Annotated in this window: 17 protein-coding genes; 8 read left to right on the top strand and 9 right to left on the bottom strand. The window is 70.5% G+C overall.

Annotated features, from left to right (window positions below; all coding sequences use genetic code 11):
• The first annotated feature begins 36 nt into the window (after positions 1–36).
• A complete protein-coding gene (locus tag ACFV9C_RS31620) occupies positions 37–789 on the top strand; it encodes a FadR/GntR family transcriptional regulator (RefSeq protein ID WP_380199208.1) in 753 nt (250 codons plus the stop codon).
• Here the strand turns inward: ACFV9C_RS31620 and ACFV9C_RS31615 are convergent.
• The gene (locus tag ACFV9C_RS31615; RefSeq protein ID WP_380199207.1) at positions 721–1101 is read right to left on the bottom strand and encodes a DUF6069 family protein; all 381 of its coding nucleotides are present in this window, start codon (positions 1099–1101) and stop codon (positions 721–723) included. The genes ACFV9C_RS31620 and ACFV9C_RS31615 overlap by 69 nt on opposite strands.
• A 265-nt stretch (positions 1102–1366) precedes the next feature.
• Between ACFV9C_RS31615 and ACFV9C_RS31610 the strand changes: the two genes are divergently transcribed.
• From ACFV9C_RS31610 to ACFV9C_RS31585, 6 genes are all read left to right on the top strand, one after another.
• A complete protein-coding gene (locus ACFV9C_RS31610) occupies positions 1367–2509 on the top strand; it encodes a sensor histidine kinase (protein ID WP_380199206.1) in 1143 nt (380 codons plus the stop codon).
• On the top strand, positions 2506–3150 hold the full coding sequence (locus ACFV9C_RS31605) for a response regulator (protein WP_380199205.1): 645 nt from the start codon (positions 2506–2508) through the stop codon (positions 3148–3150). The genes ACFV9C_RS31610 and ACFV9C_RS31605 overlap by 4 nt, the downstream gene beginning before the upstream one ends.
• Positions 3151–3160: 10 nt before the next feature.
• A complete protein-coding gene (locus tag ACFV9C_RS31600) occupies positions 3161–3826 on the top strand; it encodes a response regulator (RefSeq protein ID WP_380199204.1) in 666 nt (221 codons plus the stop codon).
• Positions 3827–3860: 34 nt separating this feature from the next.
• The gene (locus ACFV9C_RS31595) at positions 3861–4277 is read left to right on the top strand and encodes a hypothetical protein (protein ID WP_380199203.1); all 417 of its coding nucleotides are present in this window, start codon (positions 3861–3863) and stop codon (positions 4275–4277) included.
• Between the two features lie 76 nt (positions 4278–4353).
• Positions 4354–5250 carry an ABC transporter ATP-binding protein gene (locus ACFV9C_RS31590; protein ID WP_380199202.1) on the top strand — a complete coding sequence of 299 codons (897 nt, stop codon included), beginning with the start codon at positions 4354–4356 and terminating at the stop codon, positions 5248–5250.
• Positions 5240–6085, top strand: a complete 846-nt coding sequence (locus tag ACFV9C_RS31585) for an ABC transporter permease (RefSeq protein ID WP_380199201.1) — start codon at positions 5240–5242, stop codon at positions 6083–6085. The genes ACFV9C_RS31590 and ACFV9C_RS31585 overlap by 11 nt, the downstream gene beginning before the upstream one ends.
• On the opposite strand, the gene ACFV9C_RS31580 is transcribed toward ACFV9C_RS31585, so the two are convergent.
• From ACFV9C_RS31580 to ACFV9C_RS31565, 4 genes are read right to left on the bottom strand one after another with little or no spacing between them, the layout of a single operon-like run.
• Positions 6078–7346: a glycoside hydrolase family 125 protein gene (locus tag ACFV9C_RS31580; protein WP_380199200.1), complete on the bottom strand. Its 1269-nt coding sequence runs from the start codon at positions 7344–7346 to the stop codon at positions 6078–6080. The two genes, ACFV9C_RS31585 and ACFV9C_RS31580, sit on opposite strands and share 8 nt — an antisense overlap.
• Positions 7347–7380: 34 nt before the next feature.
• On the bottom strand, positions 7381–8595 hold the full coding sequence (locus ACFV9C_RS31575; protein WP_380199199.1) for an ROK family transcriptional regulator: 1215 nt from the start codon (positions 8593–8595) through the stop codon (positions 7381–7383).
• Positions 8588–10141 carry a hypothetical protein gene (locus ACFV9C_RS31570; RefSeq protein ID WP_380199198.1) on the bottom strand — a complete coding sequence of 518 codons (1554 nt, stop codon included), beginning with the start codon at positions 10139–10141 and terminating at the stop codon, positions 8588–8590. The genes ACFV9C_RS31575 and ACFV9C_RS31570 overlap by 8 nt, the downstream gene beginning before the upstream one ends.
• A gap of 36 nt (positions 10142–10177) precedes the next feature.
• A complete protein-coding gene (locus tag ACFV9C_RS31565) occupies positions 10178–11374 on the bottom strand; it encodes a cysteine desulfurase-like protein (protein WP_380199197.1) in 1197 nt (398 codons plus the stop codon).
• Between the two features lie 100 nt (positions 11375–11474).
• Between ACFV9C_RS31565 and ACFV9C_RS31560 the strand changes: the two genes are divergently transcribed.
• Positions 11475–12428, top strand: coding sequence for a DMT family transporter (locus ACFV9C_RS31560; RefSeq protein ID WP_380199196.1), 954 nt, complete (start codon positions 11475–11477; stop codon positions 12426–12428).
• A 49-nt stretch (positions 12429–12477) separates the two neighbouring features.
• Here ACFV9C_RS31560 and ACFV9C_RS31555 read toward each other — a convergent pair whose 3' ends face one another.
• Genes ACFV9C_RS31555 through def form a run of 4 tightly spaced genes read right to left on the bottom strand, consistent with a single transcriptional unit; the run spans position 12478 to position 16390 of the window.
• A complete protein-coding gene (locus tag ACFV9C_RS31555) occupies positions 12478–13470 on the bottom strand; it encodes a DMT family transporter (RefSeq protein ID WP_380199195.1) in 993 nt (330 codons plus the stop codon).
• A 48-nt stretch (positions 13471–13518) separates the two neighbouring features.
• Positions 13519–14925, bottom strand: coding sequence for an RsmB/NOP family class I SAM-dependent RNA methyltransferase (locus ACFV9C_RS31550; RefSeq protein ID WP_380199194.1), 1407 nt, complete (start codon positions 14923–14925; stop codon positions 13519–13521).
• Positions 14922–15845 carry a methionyl-tRNA formyltransferase gene (gene fmt, locus ACFV9C_RS31545; protein ID WP_380199193.1) on the bottom strand — a complete coding sequence of 308 codons (924 nt, stop codon included), beginning with the start codon at positions 15843–15845 and terminating at the stop codon, positions 14922–14924. Before fmt ends, ACFV9C_RS31550 begins: the two co-directional genes overlap by 4 nt.
• A complete protein-coding gene (def, locus tag ACFV9C_RS31540; protein WP_380199192.1) occupies positions 15842–16390 on the bottom strand; it encodes a peptide deformylase in 549 nt (182 codons plus the stop codon). Before def ends, fmt begins: the two co-directional genes overlap by 4 nt.
• Positions 16391–16643: the final 253 nt, after the last annotated feature.

Raw genomic sequence — 16643 nt, 5'->3', positions numbered from 1 at the left:
ACCCTGTGGTCCGACCACACAGATAGAGTCGTCCACATGAAGAACTACGAGCTGGTTCTGCGCCGGGTGGAGGCCGACCTGGCCGCGGGGCGGTTGCGGGTCGGGGGGCGGCTGCCCGGGGAGCGGGCGCTCGCGGAGCAGCTCGGGATCAGCCGGCCGTCGGTGCGCGAGGCGGTCCGGGTGCTGGAGGCGATGGGCGTGGTGCGGACCGCGACCGGGTCCGGGCCGGAGGCGGGCACGGTGATCGTCGCGGAGCCGGTGTCGCCGCTGACCGCCGTACTGCGGTTGCACCTGGCAACCAATCATCTGCCGATGGGCGACGTCGTGGAGACGCGGCTGCTGCTGGAGTCGTGGGCGGCGCGGGAGGCGGCCGGGCGGGAACTCGCGGTGGGTGAGCTGAAGGTGGCCGAGGAACTGCTCGACCGGATGGACGACGGTGGGCTGACGCCGGAGGAGTTCCATCTGCTCGACGCGGAGTTCCATGTCGCGTTGTCCGGGTTGGCGGGGAACGTGCTGATCGCGGCGGTGATGGCGTCGTTGCGGTCGGCGATCCACGGGTACGTGCTGGCCGCGGTGCCGAACCTGCCGGACTGGGAGGCGACGGTGGTCGGATTGCGGGCCGAGCACCGGGCGATCCTGGCGGCGGTGCGCGGCGGTGAACCGGAGCGCGCGGCCGAGTTGGTGGCCGCGCATATCCGGGGGTTCTATCGGGCGGCGCAGTTAGCAGGGTTTGACGGCGGTACGGCGGAGGCCGAGGATCACGATCGCGCCGACGACCAGGTGGAGTGAGGCGAGGCCGAGCTTCGCGCCGAGGCCGATGCCGTTGGTGAGCGGGCTGCCGAGGGACGTGACGCAGACGATCGTCGCGATGACGGTCCAGGTGGTGCGGGCGCGTCGGGTGCGGCGTTCGAGGATCGCGAGCAGGGCCCAGCCGAGGAGGCTGACGACGATCGTTGAGACGACCACCGCGGCGGCGCCGATGTGTTGGATGCCGCCTTGGCGGGCGGTGAGGGTGAGGCCGGCTACTGGGGCGAGCAGGATCCAGTCGGCTAGGGCGGCAACTGCCGCGATACCAACTACTCCGAATCTTCTACCTCGCACACCCAAAACTGGTGAGGTGGAAGCAGGAGCCGTTCCAGCCGACAGTTGACCGGCGGCGGGCTGGGCGGCGCTCGGTGTGGGGTGGGTGGGGGTTGGTGTGGGGTGGGGGGTGGGGTTGGTGGGGGTTGGCATTTGGGCTCCTTGGGGTGGTGGGTGATGGGGTACACCGTGGCTGGGTGGTGGCGGTTTCGGCATCGGTCGAGGGGCTGTGGGGGTTCTACTTTGGTTGGTGGTGGGGAGGGGTGGGGGCGCCTACGCTCGGGGCATGGACGAGTTGTGCGTGCCGCGGAAGCCGCCGAGGTGGGTGGAAGTGGTGGCGGTCGCGGCGATCGCGGTGCTGGTGGGGCTGACGATCGTCGGGCGGTTGCCGGACGCGGGGCATCGCAGGTTCCTGCCGTTGGACATCGTGATCGGGATCGCCTCGGTCGGGCTGATGCCGTTGGTGTTCCGCCGGCCGGTGCCGGGCGCGATCGCGGTCGCCGTCCTCGCGGCCTTCTCCCCCGCCGCGACGCCGCCGTCGACCGTCGGCACGTTGAACGTCGCCCTCCGCCAACCGCTCCGTACGTCGATCATGGTCGCCGCGATCGGCACCGCGAGCCATCTGATTCAGGGCCTCTGGCAACCGATCCACGGGCTCCCGTACTTCTGGTACGCGATCCTCGTCCTCGTCGTCCACGCCGGGCTGCTCGGCTGGGGCCAAGGCACCCAGGCACGCCAGCAGTTGCTCGCGTCGTTGCGCGACCGCGCCCTCAGGGCCGAGGCCGAACAGGGTCGCCGCGTCGCGGAGGCGCGGTCCCTGGAGCGGACGAAGATGGCCAGCGAGATGCACGACGTACTGGCGCACCGGCTGTCGCTGCTGGCGACGTACGCCGGTGCCCTCGAGTACCGTCCCGACTCGTCACCGGAGAAGCTGGCGAAGGCGGCCGGCGTCATCCGTACGGGCGTCCACCAGGCGCTGGACGAGCTGCGTGAGGTGATCAACGTGCTGCGGGACGAGGACGTGTACGAGGGGCGCCCGCAGCCGACGTTCGGCGATCTCCGGGCGCTGGTCGACGAGTCGCGCGAGGCGGGCAGCACGATCGCGTACGACGACCGGGTCGCGGACTCCACGTCGTTGCCGCCGGCAACCGGGCGGACGGCGTACCGGATCGTCCAGGAAGGGCTGACGAACGCCCGCAAGCACGCCGCCGGGTATCCGGTGACGGTGCTGGTCACCGGCCACCCGGGCGACGGGCTGCGGATCGAGCTGACCAACCCGGCGTCGAACGGTACGCCGTTGGTGCCGGGCAGCGGGACCGGTCTGGTCGGGCTGACCGAACGCGTGCAGCTCGCGGGCGGCACGCTCGACCACGGCAGGGAGCCCGGTGGCGCGTTCCGCCTCGAGGCCTCGCTACCGTGGCCTTCATGATCCGGGTACTGGTGGTGGACGACGACGCGTTGGTCAGGGCCAGCCTGGAGATGATGCTCGACGGCGCGAACGGGATCTCGGTCGTCGGCCAGGCCGCGGACGGCGACGAGGTGCCGGCCGCGGTCGACGCGCACTTCCCGGATATCGTGCTGATGGACCTGCGGATGCCGCGGGTGGACGGGATCGTCGCGACCCGGCGGCTCCGGGCCCGGTCGAATCCGCCGGACGTCGTCGTACTCACCACGTTCGACACCGATGAGAACGTGCTGCACGCGCTCCGCGCCGGCGCCAGCGGGTTCCTGCTGAAGGACACGCCGCCGGCCCAGATCGTCGAGGCGGTACGCCGGGTCGCGGCCGGGGACCCGATCCTCTCCCCCGCGATCACCCGCCGGCTGATGGACCGCGCCGCGACGCAGGCCGACGCGCACACGATCGCGCAGCAGAAGCTGGAGCGGCTGTCGCCACGGGAGTACGACGTGATGCTCGCGGTCGCGCAGGGCAAGGCGAACGCGCAGATCGCCACCGAGCTGTTCATGAGCCTCGCGACCGTGAAGGCGCACATCTCGCACATCCTCACCAAGCTCGAGCTCGGCAACCGCACCCAGGTCGCACTCCTCGCCCATGACGCGGGGCTGGCATAGGCTCCGATCCATGATTCGGGTGCTGCTGGCGGATGACCAGGCGTTGGTGCGGGCCGGGTTCCGGTCGTTGCTGAACGCCGAGGACGACATCACGGTGGTCGGCGAGGTCGCGGACGGGGCGGAGGCGGTCGTGGTCGCGCGGCGGGAGCAGCCGGACGTCGTGCTGATGGACATCCGGATGCCGGGGACCGACGGGCTGGAGGCGACCCGGCGGATCGGGGCGGACCCGGAGCTGGCCGGCGTACATGTGGTGATCCTGACGACGTTCGACCTCGACGAGTACGTGTTCGAGGCGTTGCGGGTCGGGGCGAGCGGGTTCCTGGTGAAGGACACCGAGCCGGTCGAGCTGCTGCAGGCCGTCCGGGTGGTCGCGCGCGGGGACGCGCTGCTGTCTCCCGGCGTGACGCGGCGGCTGGTGGCCGAGTTCGCGTCCCGCAGCCGGCAGCCGCACGCCAGCAGGGAACTCGACGTACTCACGGAACGCGAGAAGGAGATCGTCGCGCTGGTCGGCGAGGGCCTGTCGAACGACGAGATCGCCGAGCGGCTCGTGCTAAGTCCGGCGACCGCGAAGACCCACGTCAGTCGCGCCATGATCAAGCTCGGCGTCCGCGACCGCGCCCAACTCGTCGTCGTCGCCTACCAGACCGGCCTGGTCCGCCCGGGCTGGCTGGGTTGACCTTCCAGCTGGTCGAACCCGCAGGATCGCCTGCATGGAACAGATCATCGCAGCCGTCGAACTCGGCCGCACCGGCGACCGGGAAACCGCCCGCCACCAACTCACCGACCTGTGGGACAACTCCACCAACAGCCAGGAACGCTGCGCGATCGCCCACTATCTAGCTGATCTGCAGCACGACGTGAACGCTGAGCTCGAGTGGGACCTTCGGGCGCTCGAGTGCGTACAGGATGATGGTTGGCTGCCGTCGCTGCACCTGAACCTGGCGGATGACTACCGGCGGCTGGCACAACCTGAGCTGGCGAATGAGCACCTCGAAGCAGCACGTGAGCGTCTCCCCGAACTGCCCGAGGATGGTTACGGTCAGGTGATTCGGGCGGGGGTCGGGCATGTGGCGGACGCACTCAAGGCGGGCAGTGTGCAACCGCTGGCGTCGAATCCGAGTACCTGAGTACTCCTCGGGTGGTAGGCCGCGTCACTCCCCCGAGAGGACGCGCTGGGCAGGCCCCGACGGACACCCTTGAAGTATGGATGCGTTGGTTGAGGTCAGTGGGCTGACGAAGAGGTACGGCGACACCCTTGCGGTTGACGGTGTCGATCTGACGGTGTTGCCGGGTGAGGTGTACGGGTTCCTCGGGCCGAACGGTGCGGGCAAGACGACCACGTTGCGGATCCTCACCGGGCTGATCGCGCCGACGAGCGGCAGCGTCCGCGTGCTGGGCGGGCGCCCGGGTGAGGCCGACGTACTGGGACGGACCGGGTCGATGATCGAGTCGCCCGCGTTCTACCCGTACCTGTCCGGCCTCGACAACCTGCGGCTGCTGGCCGAGTACGCCGACGTACCGCGGCAGCGGATCGACGAGGTGCTCGAACTGGTCGACCTCACCGAGCGCGCCGCGGACCGGTTCTCGACGTACTCCCTGGGGATGAAGCAGCGCCTGGGGGTCGCGGCCGCGCTGCTGAAGGACCCGGAGCTGGTGATTCTGGACGAACCCACGAACGGGCTCGACCCGGCCGGGATGCGCGACATGCGGCGGCTGATCCGCGAGCTCGGCTCCGGCGGGCGGACCGTGCTGCTGTCCAGCCACCTGCTCGGCGAGGTGCAGCAGATCTGCGACCGGGTCGGCATCATCAACGCCGGCCGGATGGTTGCCGAGCACAACGTCGACGAACTCCGCGGCGAACAGGAACTCGTCGTCCGCGCCACCCCTGAGGACCGGGCGAAGACGCTGCTGGCGGGCTTCGGAACGGTCCATCGGTACGACGACACGCTGCGGCTGCAGGTCGATCCGCGGCGCGCCGCCGAGGTGAACCGGACCCTCGTCGAGGCCGGCGTCGAGGTCTCCGAACTGCACACCACCGAACGCGCCCTCGAAGACATCTTCTTCGAACTGACGAGCGAGGAGAAGGCCGATGTCGGGTAGCTACCGCGCGGAACTCCTCAAGCTCCGCAAGCGATCCGCCGTCTGGGTGCTGTTCGGCGCCGGACTGGTGCTGAGCCTCATCTTCGGCTACCTGCTGCCGTACCTCGCGTACGCGACCGGCGACAACACTCCGAGTACGACGGGAGTACCGCGAGCCGAGGTGCTCCGCGGGATGCTGCCGGCCCGCGTCATCGACAACACGATCGGCGGCTACCCGATCTTCGCCGGAGCGCTCGCGCTGGTGCTCGGCGCGATCGTGATCGGCGGCGAGTACACCTGGGGAACGCTGAAGACGGTCCTCACCCAGCGCCCGCGGCGGCTGACGATCCTGGCCGCGCAGTTCCTTGCCCTCGGCACCATGATCGCGCTCTGGGTGCTGGGGATCTTCGCCGCCTGCGCCCTGTGCAGCGTCGGCATCGCGGCCGCCGAGAACGGTGCGATGAACTTTCCAGGCGTCGTCGGCCTGGTCAAAGGCCTGGCCGGCGGCTGGCTGGTGCTGATGATGTGGTGCCTGGCCGGCGCCGTCCTGGCCGTTGCCTTCCGCAACGTTGCGCTGCCCATCGGTCTCGGCGTCGTCTGGATCCTCGGGATCGAGACGCTGCTGGCCGGCGTGGTCAGCAGCCTGCTGCCGGGCCTCAAATGGCTGGCCAACCTGTTGCCGGGGACGAACGCCGGCTCGCTCGTGTTCAGCGTCACCGGCATGGCCGCCGCCGACGCGCCACCCGGAGTACGGGACGCGGTCGGCGGCGGACGGGCCCTGCTGACCCTGATCGCCTACTGCACGGTCTTCGCAGGCCTGGCGGCCTGGACCATGCGGCGCCGGGACGTCACCTGATCCCGGCGTGCACCAGCGCGAGCTCGCAGAACATCGCGTTCGCCCAGGAGAACCACTCGCGGGTGAACTTCCGCGGGTCGTCGACGTCGAAGCCCTCGTGCATCTGCCCGGTTCCGCCGGTGGTGTCGCGGAGCAGTTCGAGCAGCCGCTGCCGCTCGTCGGCCGACGTACTCGAGATGCCCTGGACGGCGAGGGCGATGTGCCAGATGTACCGCGGCGGCGTGTGCGGGCTGCCGATGCCGGCGGCCGCCGTACCGCTGTAGTAGTACGGGTTGTCCGGGCCGAGCAGCAGCGACCGGGTCGCGAGGTACGTCGGGTCGTCCGCGGCGGCGTACCCGGTCAGCGGGATCGACAGCAGGCTCGGCATGTTGGCGTCGTCCATCAGCAACGACTCGCCCAGCCCGTCCACCTCGTACGCGTACACCCTGCCGTGCACCGGGTGGTCGACGGTCCCGTACTGCGTGATGCCCTCGTCGATCTCGGCCTTCAGCGCCTTCGCGCGGTCGGCCAGCGGCTCGTCCCGCAGTACCTCGGTGGCGATCTCCTGCAGGTACCCGAGCACCACCGACGCGAACATGTTGCCGGGCACGTTGAAGCCCAGCTCGGTCGCGTCGTCGCTCGGCCGGAACGCGCTCCACGACATCCCGGTCGGCCGCGTCAGCCGCCCACGGCCCTCCCGGACCAGCGTGTCCTCGGGCCGCTCGTCATGCCGCTGGAAGTGGTACGGCGACCGCGCCTCGTGGTCCTGCTCCACGGTCCACAGGTCGACGATCGCCTCCGCCGCGGCCCGGAACCGGTGGTCGATCACGTCCGCGCGGCCGGTGATCCGCCACAGCCGGTACGCCAGGTCGAGCGGGAAGCACAGCGAGTCGATCTCGTACTTGCGCTCCCACACCCACGCCGACATCTCGGTCTCGTCGGTGACGTGGCCCGCGCCGTTCGCCGCCTGATTGAAGGCGTTCGCGTACGGGTCGAGGACGACGTACTCCAGCTGCCGGTGCAGGACGCCGATCAGGACGTCCTGCAGGCCCGGATCGTCCTTGCACAGCAGCAGGTACGGGCGCAGTTGGGCGGCGGAGTCGCGCAGCCACATCGCCGGGATGTCGCCGGTCAGCACGAACGTGGTCCCGTCCGGCAACCGCTCGGCGACCGCGGGCAGGTTCTCCGCCATCGACCGCCGGAACATCTCCGCGATCACCTCGTCACCGGCGGCGTCGCGAACAGCGGCCGTGGCGCGGGCCAGGACCTCGGGGTCGATCATCAACACATCTACCTTTCACGGGGTGTCGGAACCATCAGACACCCCCTAGAGCGGGGTTGGGCGAGAAGGTCCGGTCGAGGACCAGGCTCGCGGCGCCGATCGCGCCGACATCGGTGCCGAGCGCGGTTCCGGTGACCTCGAACGGGTGCACCGCCTGGAGCAGGAACCGGCCGTCCAGCGCCGTGCGGACGGCGTCGTTCAGGACCGGAGCGAGGTGTTCCCAGTGCGGACCGCCGAACACCACGCGGTCCAGGTCGAGCAGGTTCGCGACGTCCTCGACCACCTTGGCGATCCGGACGGCCAACTGTACGACGATCTGCTGAGCCCCCGCAGCTCCGTCCGCGGCCAGTGTGCACAGCCGGGCGAACGCCTCGTCGACCGCCGGGCGGTCGTCCAGGTCGATGCCGTCGGCAAGTACTCCGGCGCGCACCGCCTGCTGCACGAGGTACCGCGGCTGGCTGGCCTCGCCGACGCAGCCGCGCCGCCCGCAGTAGCAGACCGGTCCGTCGGGGTCGACGATCACATGGCCGATCTCGCCGACGTTGCTGGACGACCCGCGCACCACCTCGTCGCCGATCACCAGCCCGGCGCCGACGCCGGTCCCGAGGTAGAAGAACACGAAGCTGCCGCCCTGCCCGGCCCACTTCTCCGCGGCCGCGGCGGCGGTCACGTCCTTGTCCAGGACGACCGGCAGACCGGTCCGCTCCTGCAACTGGTCGCACAGCGGGACGAGGTGCCAGGTCGACAGGTTCGGCGGATCCACCACCACGCCGCGGTCGACGTCGATCGGCCCCGGCGCGGCGATTCCCACGCCGCTGACCCGATCGCGGGGTGCGCCCGAGGACGCGATCACTTCCTCGATCGTCTTCGCGATCCCGTCGATCAGCAGGTCCGGGTCGTCGGCGTACTGGTCGACCGGCCGCCGCGCGACCACCTCACCGGTCAGGTCCAGCAGTACGACGGTGACGACGGACGGGTCGAGGTGGACGCCGACGGCGTACCGGCCGGCTGGTTCGAGTTCGAGGAGCGTGCGCGGCTTGCCGAGCCCGGCGCCGCGCAGTACGCCGGCCTCGCGGACCAGGCCGGCGTCGAGCAGCCGGCGGGCGATGTTCGAGATCGCCTGCCCGGACAGGCCGGTGGCTTCGGCCAGCTCGACCCGGCTGAGTTGTTCGCTGCGGCGGATCGCGTCCAGTACGACGGCGTCGTTGAACCCCCCGACGCGATCCAGGTTCGTCCCCCGTCTAGCCATTCGGCTCCGCACCCCACGGCTGCAGCCAGTCGTACTCGACTGTCGCGTCGCCGGTCCGCCACGCGCGAGGCGTGGTGTTCGTCAGCCAGTCCGCCGGCTCGATCCCACCCGGCGTACCACCGTCGAGCGCGAGCCGGATGCCGTCCCGCAGCACGCGGTCGATCTCCGCGGTCCGGGCCGCCGGGTCGATCGACAGGAACAGCGCCGTACCGGAGCGGGCGATCAGGTCGAGGTAGCGCGCGTTCAGCTCCCACGGCGTCTGCGGCGTACACGGGACGCAGTCGGCGTCGACGGTGAAGAACCGGTTGTGCTGCGGCAGCCGGAACGCGAGCGTGTTCACGCCCATCGTCCGGGTCCGCTCCCAGTCCCGGCCGGAGGTGTCGTCGCCGATCCGCTGGACGTCGACCAGCCCGGCGGCGAGATGGCCGACGGTGTTGCAGCCGATCACGGTCATGTCCCCCGCGGCGGTACGGACCTCGCGGTAGAAGTCGAGGACGATCTCCGCGGTGGTCCGGGCCGGGTCGTGGAACTGCCAGCCGTCGTCGGTCATCCGGGCGCCCATCGCGGGCCCGAAGTCGCCGAACACGTCGTACGTGCTGAAGTCGTGCTTGACCAGCTCGAAGCCCCAGTCCTTGAACCGGCGCAGGTCCGCCTTGATCCCGTCCACGACCTCCGGGTACGTCGGGTCCAGCGCGCGACCCGGCTTGTCGTGCGGGCCCTTCGACGCGAGCGCGCTCGGCTCGCGGACGAAGAGCGGCCGGAACCACAGGCCCGGGCGGGCACCGATCGCCTTGATCGCGGCCGCCGTACCGGCCATGTCGTCGAAGACGCCCGGCGTACCGCGGTCCCAGGGCCCGCCGGAGCAGACGCCGCCCGGGTACCAGCCGTCGTCGACGACGCTGAACGGTTTGACCGGGTGGCCGTCGGCGAGCTCGACGATCGTCGACGCGTCCTTGAGGACCGCCTTCTCGTCGAAGTTCTCGCCGTACGCGTAATACCAGTTGTTGGCGCCGACGACAGGCCCGGCCACCGGCGCGGGCTCAGGTCGCGCCGGTAGCCGGGTGCTCATGGAGGCGACCGCTGCGTTCAGGGTCTGCCAGGGTGTACCGGCGTCCTCGAATCGTCGCACGACCGCTGCTGTCAGCGTACGACCGCCCAGGTGAACAGGCCCGCCGCCGTTGCGCAGATCGAGCCACAACGTGAACCCGTCGCCGTCGACCGTCCAGGCGCAGAAGGCGTTCGGCTGTACGTCGACACCCAGGCCGTACGTGCCGGAGCTCGAGTGGACGAGGAAGTACCACGGCAGCAGCCGCTCGGGCTGCTGGTGCCGCCACTGCAGGTCGCCGTACGACCGCTCCCAGGCGTCACCGAGGATCAGCGCGTCAGCGGGCAACTTCTCCGACCAGCGCAGCGCCACCCGGGAGATCCGCTCGGCCGTGACCTCGACGGCACCGTCGTTCCACCGGACGTCGGCATCCGCGCGCGAGAGCGCCACCAAACCGTCCGAGGGATCCGTCTGGACGAAAACAGCGCTCGGCTCGTTCACCTGACTCCCTCGGGCGGATTAATTTCCCCAGAGACTTTAGTTAGTGCTTGTCAACGTGGTCAAGGCGATGATCAGGCGATCGACGTCCGACTGGTCGTTGTACGGCGCGAGGCCGGCGCGGACCGCACCTTCCGGGCCGAGACCGAGCAGCTTTGCCGGCTCGTAGGCGTAGAACGAACCGGCTGGGGCGTTCACCCCAGCGGCCGCGAGGTGCTCGGCGACCTCCGCCGGGGTGTGGCCGTCGAGCGTGAAGAGCAGGGTCGGCGTGCGGTGCGCGGCGTGGCCGTACAGCGTGACGCCGGGGATCGCCGCGAGCCGGGCCTCCAGGTCGTCGCGGAGCTCGTCCTCGTACGCCTCGACCAGGCGGAGCGAGTCGACGAGCCGCTCGCGGCGGGTGCCGCCGGAGCCACCCAGTCCGGCGATGAAGTCGACCGCGGCCGTCGTACCGGCGAGCAACTCGTACGGCAGCGTCCCGAACTCGAACCGCTCCGGTACGACGTCCGTCGCCGGCAGCAGCTTGTCCGGCATGAGCGTCTCCAACAGCTCGGGCCTCGCAGTCAGTACGCCGAGATGCGGGCCGAAGAACTTGTACGGCGAGCAGGCATAGAAGTCGGCGTACCGCGCGTCGATCGGCGCGTGCGCGGTCAGGTGCACGCCGTCGACGTAGATGAGCGCACCGGCCGCGTGCACCTGGTCGGCGATCCGCTGCGTGTCCGGGCGGGTGCCGAGCAGGTTGGAGGCGGCGGTGACCGCGACCAGGCGGGTACGGTCGGTGAGCAGCGGGGCGATGTCGTCGAGCTCGGAGGTCTCCGGGTCGAACCCGAGCCACTTGACCGTGGCGCCCGCGGCCTCGGCGGCCTGCACCCACGGACGGACGTTCGCGTCGTGGTCGAGGCGGGTGACGATCACCTCGTCGCCCGCTTTCGAGGTCTTGGCGAGCGTCCGGGAGAAGTCGTACGTCAGCTGGGTCATGCTGCGGCCGAAGACGATCCCCTGCGCGGTGGTCCCGAGCAGGTCGGCCATCGCCTCGCGGGCGCCGGCCACGATCCCGTCCGCGCGACGCTCGGCGGCGGTCAGCCGGCCGCGGTTCGCGAGCGCCGAGGTGAGGGTCTTCGCGACCGCGTCGGCGACCGGCTGCGGGGTCTGCGAACCGCCCGGCCCGTCGAAGTGCGCGGCGCCCTCGTCGAGCGCGGGGAACTGTTTCCGGACGGCGATCACGTCGAAGGCACTCATGGGCGTCATCCTCTCTCGCTCCTGACATCCGCCGCCAGCGGCTGCCCGAATACGGATATAGATACGCGAACTGTCGGTTCGGTAGTGCAGGATGTCAGGAGTGAGCACGCTGACGACTCCTGACAACGCGCCCGCTCGGGCGTGGGTCCCGAACATGCTGGCGCTGGCCGCCATCTGGGGCTGCAGTTTCCTGTTCATCTCGGTCGGCGTGCGCGAACTGCCGCCGCTCTACCTGGCGCTCGGCCGGGTGCTGGCCGGTTCCGTCGTACTGCTCGTGATCCTGGTCGTGAAGCGCGAGCCGCTGCCGCGGGACCTGCGGTTGTGGGCGCACTCGTTCGTGGTCGGGGCGATCGGGTCGGCGATCCCGTGGACGCTGTTCGGGTACGGCGAGGAGCGGATCCCGTCGCTGCTGGCCGGCATCTGGAACGGCATCACGCCGCTGATCGTGCTGCCGATCGCGGTGCTGATCTTCCGGACCGAGAAGTTCTCGGCGCAGCGTGGGGTCGGGCTGCTGATCGGGTTCCTCGGGATGCTCGTGGTGCTCGGGGCCTGGCGGGTGCAGAGTGGGGCGGACCTCGTCGGGCAGGGGCTGTGCATGCTGGCCGCGTTCTTCTACGGGCTCGCGATCCCTTACCAGAAACGGTTCCTGGCCGGTACGTCGCTGTCCGGTACGGCGTTGTCGACGGCGTTGTTGCTCTGCGCAACGGTCCAGCTCGCGGTGGTCGCGCCGCTGGTCACCGGCCAGGCACCGCCCGCGCCGTGGTCGCTGTCGCTGAAGGTCGTGCTGAGCGTGGTCGCGCTGGGGGCGCTCGGCAGTGGACTCGCCTTCGTCCTCAACATGCGCAACATCCGCCTGATCGGCGCCAGCCGCTCGTCGATGGTGACGTACCTGATGCCGGTCTTCTCGATCGTGGTCGGCGTCATCGTCCTGCACGAACACATCACCTGGTACCAACCGGTCGGCGGCCTCATCGTCCTCGCCGGCGTCGCCGTCTCCCAAGGCCTGCTCAACAACCTCCGCCGCAAACCAGCCGTCGCCGCGGCAACCACCTGACCACGCGGCCCCCCACCCACCCGGGGCGCGGACCTCCACCTGTCTCGGGCTAGGTGCGGCGGAGGTTGGGGACGGCGGCTACTGCTACGGCTACGAGGGCCAGGAGGGTGCCGGCGACTACTGGGGTGGTGACTGGCTTGTCGGAGACCGGGACGAAGAGGTCGATGAAGAGGCTGGCGATGAGTTGGCCGGCGATTGTGCCGAGGCCGAGGACGAAGACGCCGACTACGCGGACCACAGCGGCGGCCGCGCTGATGAAGATCACGCCGCACATGCCGCCGAAGTACAGCCACGGCTCGCTCGGCAACGCCTTCGGCGCCCCGCGGAACGCCAGGTCGACGACAAAGACCACCAGCAACGCGACGAACCCGACGAAGAAGTTCACCACCCCGGCAGCGACCGCGCCGTACGCATCCGACGACGCAGTACGAGCGACCCGCCCGTTGATGGCCTGCTGTACGGCGGTCCCGACGCCGGCGAGCGCGGGCAGGATCGCGAGCAGCAACCCGTCCGGGTGACTCAACTGCTCCGACACCGCGAGCGCGACCGCGACCAGCGCGACCGCCGCCCCGACGACCCGCAACGTGGTCAACGGCTGCGGACCCGCCGGACCGAACCCGAGACGGTCGACCACAAGACTGCTGATCGCCTGCCCGGCGACACCAGCCACCAGGAACACCGCGACGCCGATCACCGACACCGTGATCGACTGCGTCGCCACCAGGAACGCGCCCGCGACACCACCGGTGCACTGCCACCAGCGCAGACCGCCGTACCCGCGCATCGGCCGGCGGATCGAGCGCCACACAGTGCCGAGCCCTCGCCGTACCCCAGGAACGAACGCCGTGACGACGAGCAACACGAGCAGCCCGGTCCCGAACGAGATCAGCGCCGCCGGGATCCCGTCCCCCAGCTTGCCGCCGAGCTCCCCGTTGATCCGGGACTGCACCGCGACCAGCATCCCGATCCCGAACGCGGACGTCAGCCCGACCAGATGATGCTGCCGGGTCGAGCCCGCGGGGCGAGTGGCCGTCGTTGTCACAACACCATCATGACCGTTCGCCCAGTAGCGCCTGACACCAGGTCCGGACTATGAACGGCGGATCAGCGCCAGGTACATCGCGTCGGTCCCGTGCAGGTGCGGCCAGAGCTGTACGTCAGGACCGTCGCCGAGGTCGGGTACGCCGGGGAACAGCGGACGCGCGTCCTCGAGCGTCGCGTCGCTCCGCCCGCCGAGTACCGCCTCGACGACGGCGCGGGTCTCGTCCGGGTGCGGCGAACAGGTCACGTACGCGACCACTCCCCCCGCCCGAACCGAGTCGATCGCCGAGCCCAGGAGCGCCTCCTGCAGCGGCCGGAGCTCCTCGACGTCCTCCGGCGTACGGCGCCAGCGTGCTTCCGGGCGCCGCCGGAGCGCACCGAGGCCGCTGCACGGCACGTCGGCGAGCACCCGGTCGAACGAACCCGCCGACCAGGTCGGCTTGGTGCCGTCGCCGACGAGCACCGTGTGGTCGCCGGAGATCGCGCGGAGGTTCTGCCGGACCAGCTCGGCCCGGTGCTTGAGCGGCTCGACCGCCGTCAGCCGGCCGTCCTTCACCAGCGAGGCGAGCAGCGCGGACTTCCCACCCGGGCCCGCGCACAGGTCCAGCCAGTTCACGTCGTCCCCGTCGACCTTCGCCGACGCCAACGCGATCGCCACCAGCTGCGAGCCTTCGTCCTGCACGCCTGCCCGCCCGGTCGCGACCGCCTCGATCCGACCCGGGTCGCCGCCACCACCGAGCACAGCGCCGTACGGCGACCACCGCGCGGCTTCCGCCCCGGCAGCCACCAGCTCTTCCACGTCCGACAGCCCGGGCCGAGCCACCAGCGTGACCAGAGGCGGCTCGTTGTCCGCGACGAGCAACCGCTCCAGCTCGATCATGGCGTCCCCCTGCGGGGCGGCGCCCGGCCCGTCCGTGAGCGCACGGTCGAAGGCCTCGATCACCCAGCGGGGGTGGGCTTCCGCGATGGCGAGGTGACCCAACGGGTCGTCCTCCCAGCTCGGGGCGACCGTACCGATCCACTGCTCCAGCGTCCGCTGGCTGATCTTGCGGAGTACGGCGTTCACCAGGCCCGTGCGCTTCTGGCCGAGCACCGCACGGGTGAGCGTGACCATCTCCGACACCGCGGCGTACGAGTCGACCCGCATGTTCAGCAACTGGTGGCTGCCGAGCCGCAGCATGTCCAGCAGCTCCGGGTCCAGCTCGTCCAGCGGGCGTGACGCGCTCCGCGCGAGGAAGGCGTCGTACGTGCCCTGCCACCTCAGCGTCCCGTGCACCAGCTCCGTGCAGAACGCGGCGTCTCGCCCGGACAGGCGCGCCTCGCGGAGTGCCTTGTTGAGGGCGAGGTTCGCGTATCCGCCCTCGGCGGTCACCTGCCGGATCACCTGGTAGGCGACCCGGCGTACCCGATCCGGTCCCCGCTGTGGCCCGCGGTTCCGCGGCGAACGATCACTCACCCCAGGAGGTCCTCATCGGTCAACCGCACTCCACGCGCCCAGTCGGGCGCCGCCATCGGCTTCTTGCCCTGCGGCTGCACCGTCACCAGCTCGACCGCCTTGCTCCCGGTCCCGACCTTCACGGTGGACTTGGTCGCCTGCAGCTCCCCCGGCTTCAGCTCCTCGGACGTGAGCCGTACGGCGAGCACCTTCAGCCGCTCGCCGCGGAACGTCGTCCACGCACCCGGCGCCGGGTTGCACCCGCGTACCAGCCGATCCACCCGCTGCGCCGGCGCGTTCAGGTCCAGCTCGGCGTCCTCGACGGTGAGCTTCGGCGCCAGCGTCACCCCGTCGGCGGGCTGCTCGCGCGCCTCCAGTACGCCGGCCTCGATCCCGTCGAGCGTGTCGACCAGCAGCTTCGACCCGGACACGGCGAGCCGGTGCAGCAGGTCACCGGACGTGTCGTCGGGCCCGATCGGCTCGGTCAGTACGCCGTACACCGGACCGGCGTCGAGCGCCTTCACGATCCGGAACGTGCTCGCCCCGGTCACGTCGTCGCCGGAGATGATCGAGTGCTGCACCGGCGCCGCGCCACGCCAGGCGGGCAGCACCGAGAAGTGCAGGTTGATCCAGCCGTGCGCCGGGATGTCGAGCGCCGCCTGCGGCAGCAGCCCGCCGTATGCGACCACCGGGCAGCAGTCCGGCGCGATCTCCCGCAGCCGCGCCAGGAAGTCCGGGTCGCTCGGCTTCACCGGCTTCAGGATCTCCACCCCGCCGAGCTCCTCGGCGTACTGCGCGACCGGCGACGCGACCAGCCTCCGCCCCCGCCCGGCCGGCGCGTCCGGCCGGGTGACGACCCCGACCAGTTCGTGGCGACTGGCAACAATCGCCTCGAGCGCGGTGACAGCAGGTTCCGGCGTACCGGCGAAGACGACTCTCACAGACCGAATCCGTTCGTGGGGTGGGGCGAGACCTTGATCTGTGGGGGGCCGGAGAGGCCGGACCATTCGGCTTCGCGGATGGCCTTCATCGCGGTCTTGCGGGTCTCGCGGTCGAGACGGTCGACGAACAGGACGCCGTCGAGGTGGTCGGTCTCGTGCTGGATGCAGCGGGCCAGCAGGTCGGAGCCCTCGATCACCACGGGTTCGCCGTACATGCTGAAGCCCTTCGCGATCACCGACTGGGCGCGGCGGCAGTCGAACGTCAGGCCGGGGATCGAGAGGCAGCCCTCGGGGCCGAACTGTTCCTCGAGGGACAGCGAGAGCTCCGGGTTGATCAGGTGACCCAGCTCGCCCTCGACGTGGTACGTGAACACCCGGAGGCCGACGCCGATCTGCGGCGCCGCCAGGCCGGAGCCGGGGGCGTCCTGCATGGTGTCGGTGAGGTCCGCCACCAGGCGGCGCAGCTCGGCGTCGAAGTCGACGACCGGCTCGGCCTTGGTGATCAGGACGGGGTCGCCGAACAGGCGGATGGGTTGGACCGACACAGACACTCCACACGCTTCATGAACCGGGACCGGAACAGTTTAGTTGGCCCGCGCCGGAGATTCCCGGCGGGAGGCCCCTCCCGTTTGTTGCCACAAGCACGTACTGTGGTCCCAGGCGTACCTACAGTCACTGCCGTCACACGCCGCTCGGGAGACCCAATGCTCACAGCAGCACGGGGGGCAACTCTGGTCCTCCTGGGTGCACTGCTCGCCCAGGCACCCCTCACCGCCCAGGCCTACCAGCCAGACGACC

The organism is Kribbella sp. NPDC059898 (assembly GCF_042730855.1).
In the GTDB taxonomy this organism is placed as follows: Bacteria; Actinomycetota; Actinomycetes; order Propionibacteriales; family Kribbellaceae; genus Kribbella.
The sequence above is the reverse complement of the archived record's forward strand: the minus strand, read 5'-3'. Positions and strand labels throughout refer to the sequence as shown.

Coding starts and splice junctions, on each gene's coding strand:
- ACFV9C_RS31620 (WP_380199208.1), top strand. CDS start 37: ATGAAGAACTACGAGCTGGTTCTGCGCCGGGTGGAGGCCGACCTGGCC.
- ACFV9C_RS31610 (WP_380199206.1), top strand. CDS start 1,367: ATGGACGAGTTGTGCGTGCCGCGGAAGCCGCCGAGGTGGGTGGAAGTG.
- ACFV9C_RS31605 (WP_380199205.1), top strand. CDS start 2,506: ATGATCCGGGTACTGGTGGTGGACGACGACGCGTTGGTCAGGGCCAGC.
- ACFV9C_RS31600 (WP_380199204.1), top strand. CDS start 3,161: ATGATTCGGGTGCTGCTGGCGGATGACCAGGCGTTGGTGCGGGCCGGG.
- ACFV9C_RS31595 (WP_380199203.1), top strand. CDS start 3,861: ATGGAACAGATCATCGCAGCCGTCGAACTCGGCCGCACCGGCGACCGG.
- ACFV9C_RS31590 (WP_380199202.1), top strand. CDS start 4,354: ATGGATGCGTTGGTTGAGGTCAGTGGGCTGACGAAGAGGTACGGCGAC.
- ACFV9C_RS31585 (WP_380199201.1), top strand. CDS start 5,240: ATGTCGGGTAGCTACCGCGCGGAACTCCTCAAGCTCCGCAAGCGATCC.
- ACFV9C_RS31580 (WP_380199200.1), bottom strand. CDS start 7,346: ATGATCGACCCCGAGGTCCTGGCCCGCGCCACGGCCGCTGTTCGCGAC.
- ACFV9C_RS31575 (WP_380199199.1), bottom strand. CDS start 8,595: ATGGCTAGACGGGGGACGAACCTGGATCGCGTCGGGGGGTTCAACGAC.
- ACFV9C_RS31565 (WP_380199197.1), bottom strand. CDS start 11,374: ATGAGTGCCTTCGACGTGATCGCCGTCCGGAAACAGTTCCCCGCGCTC.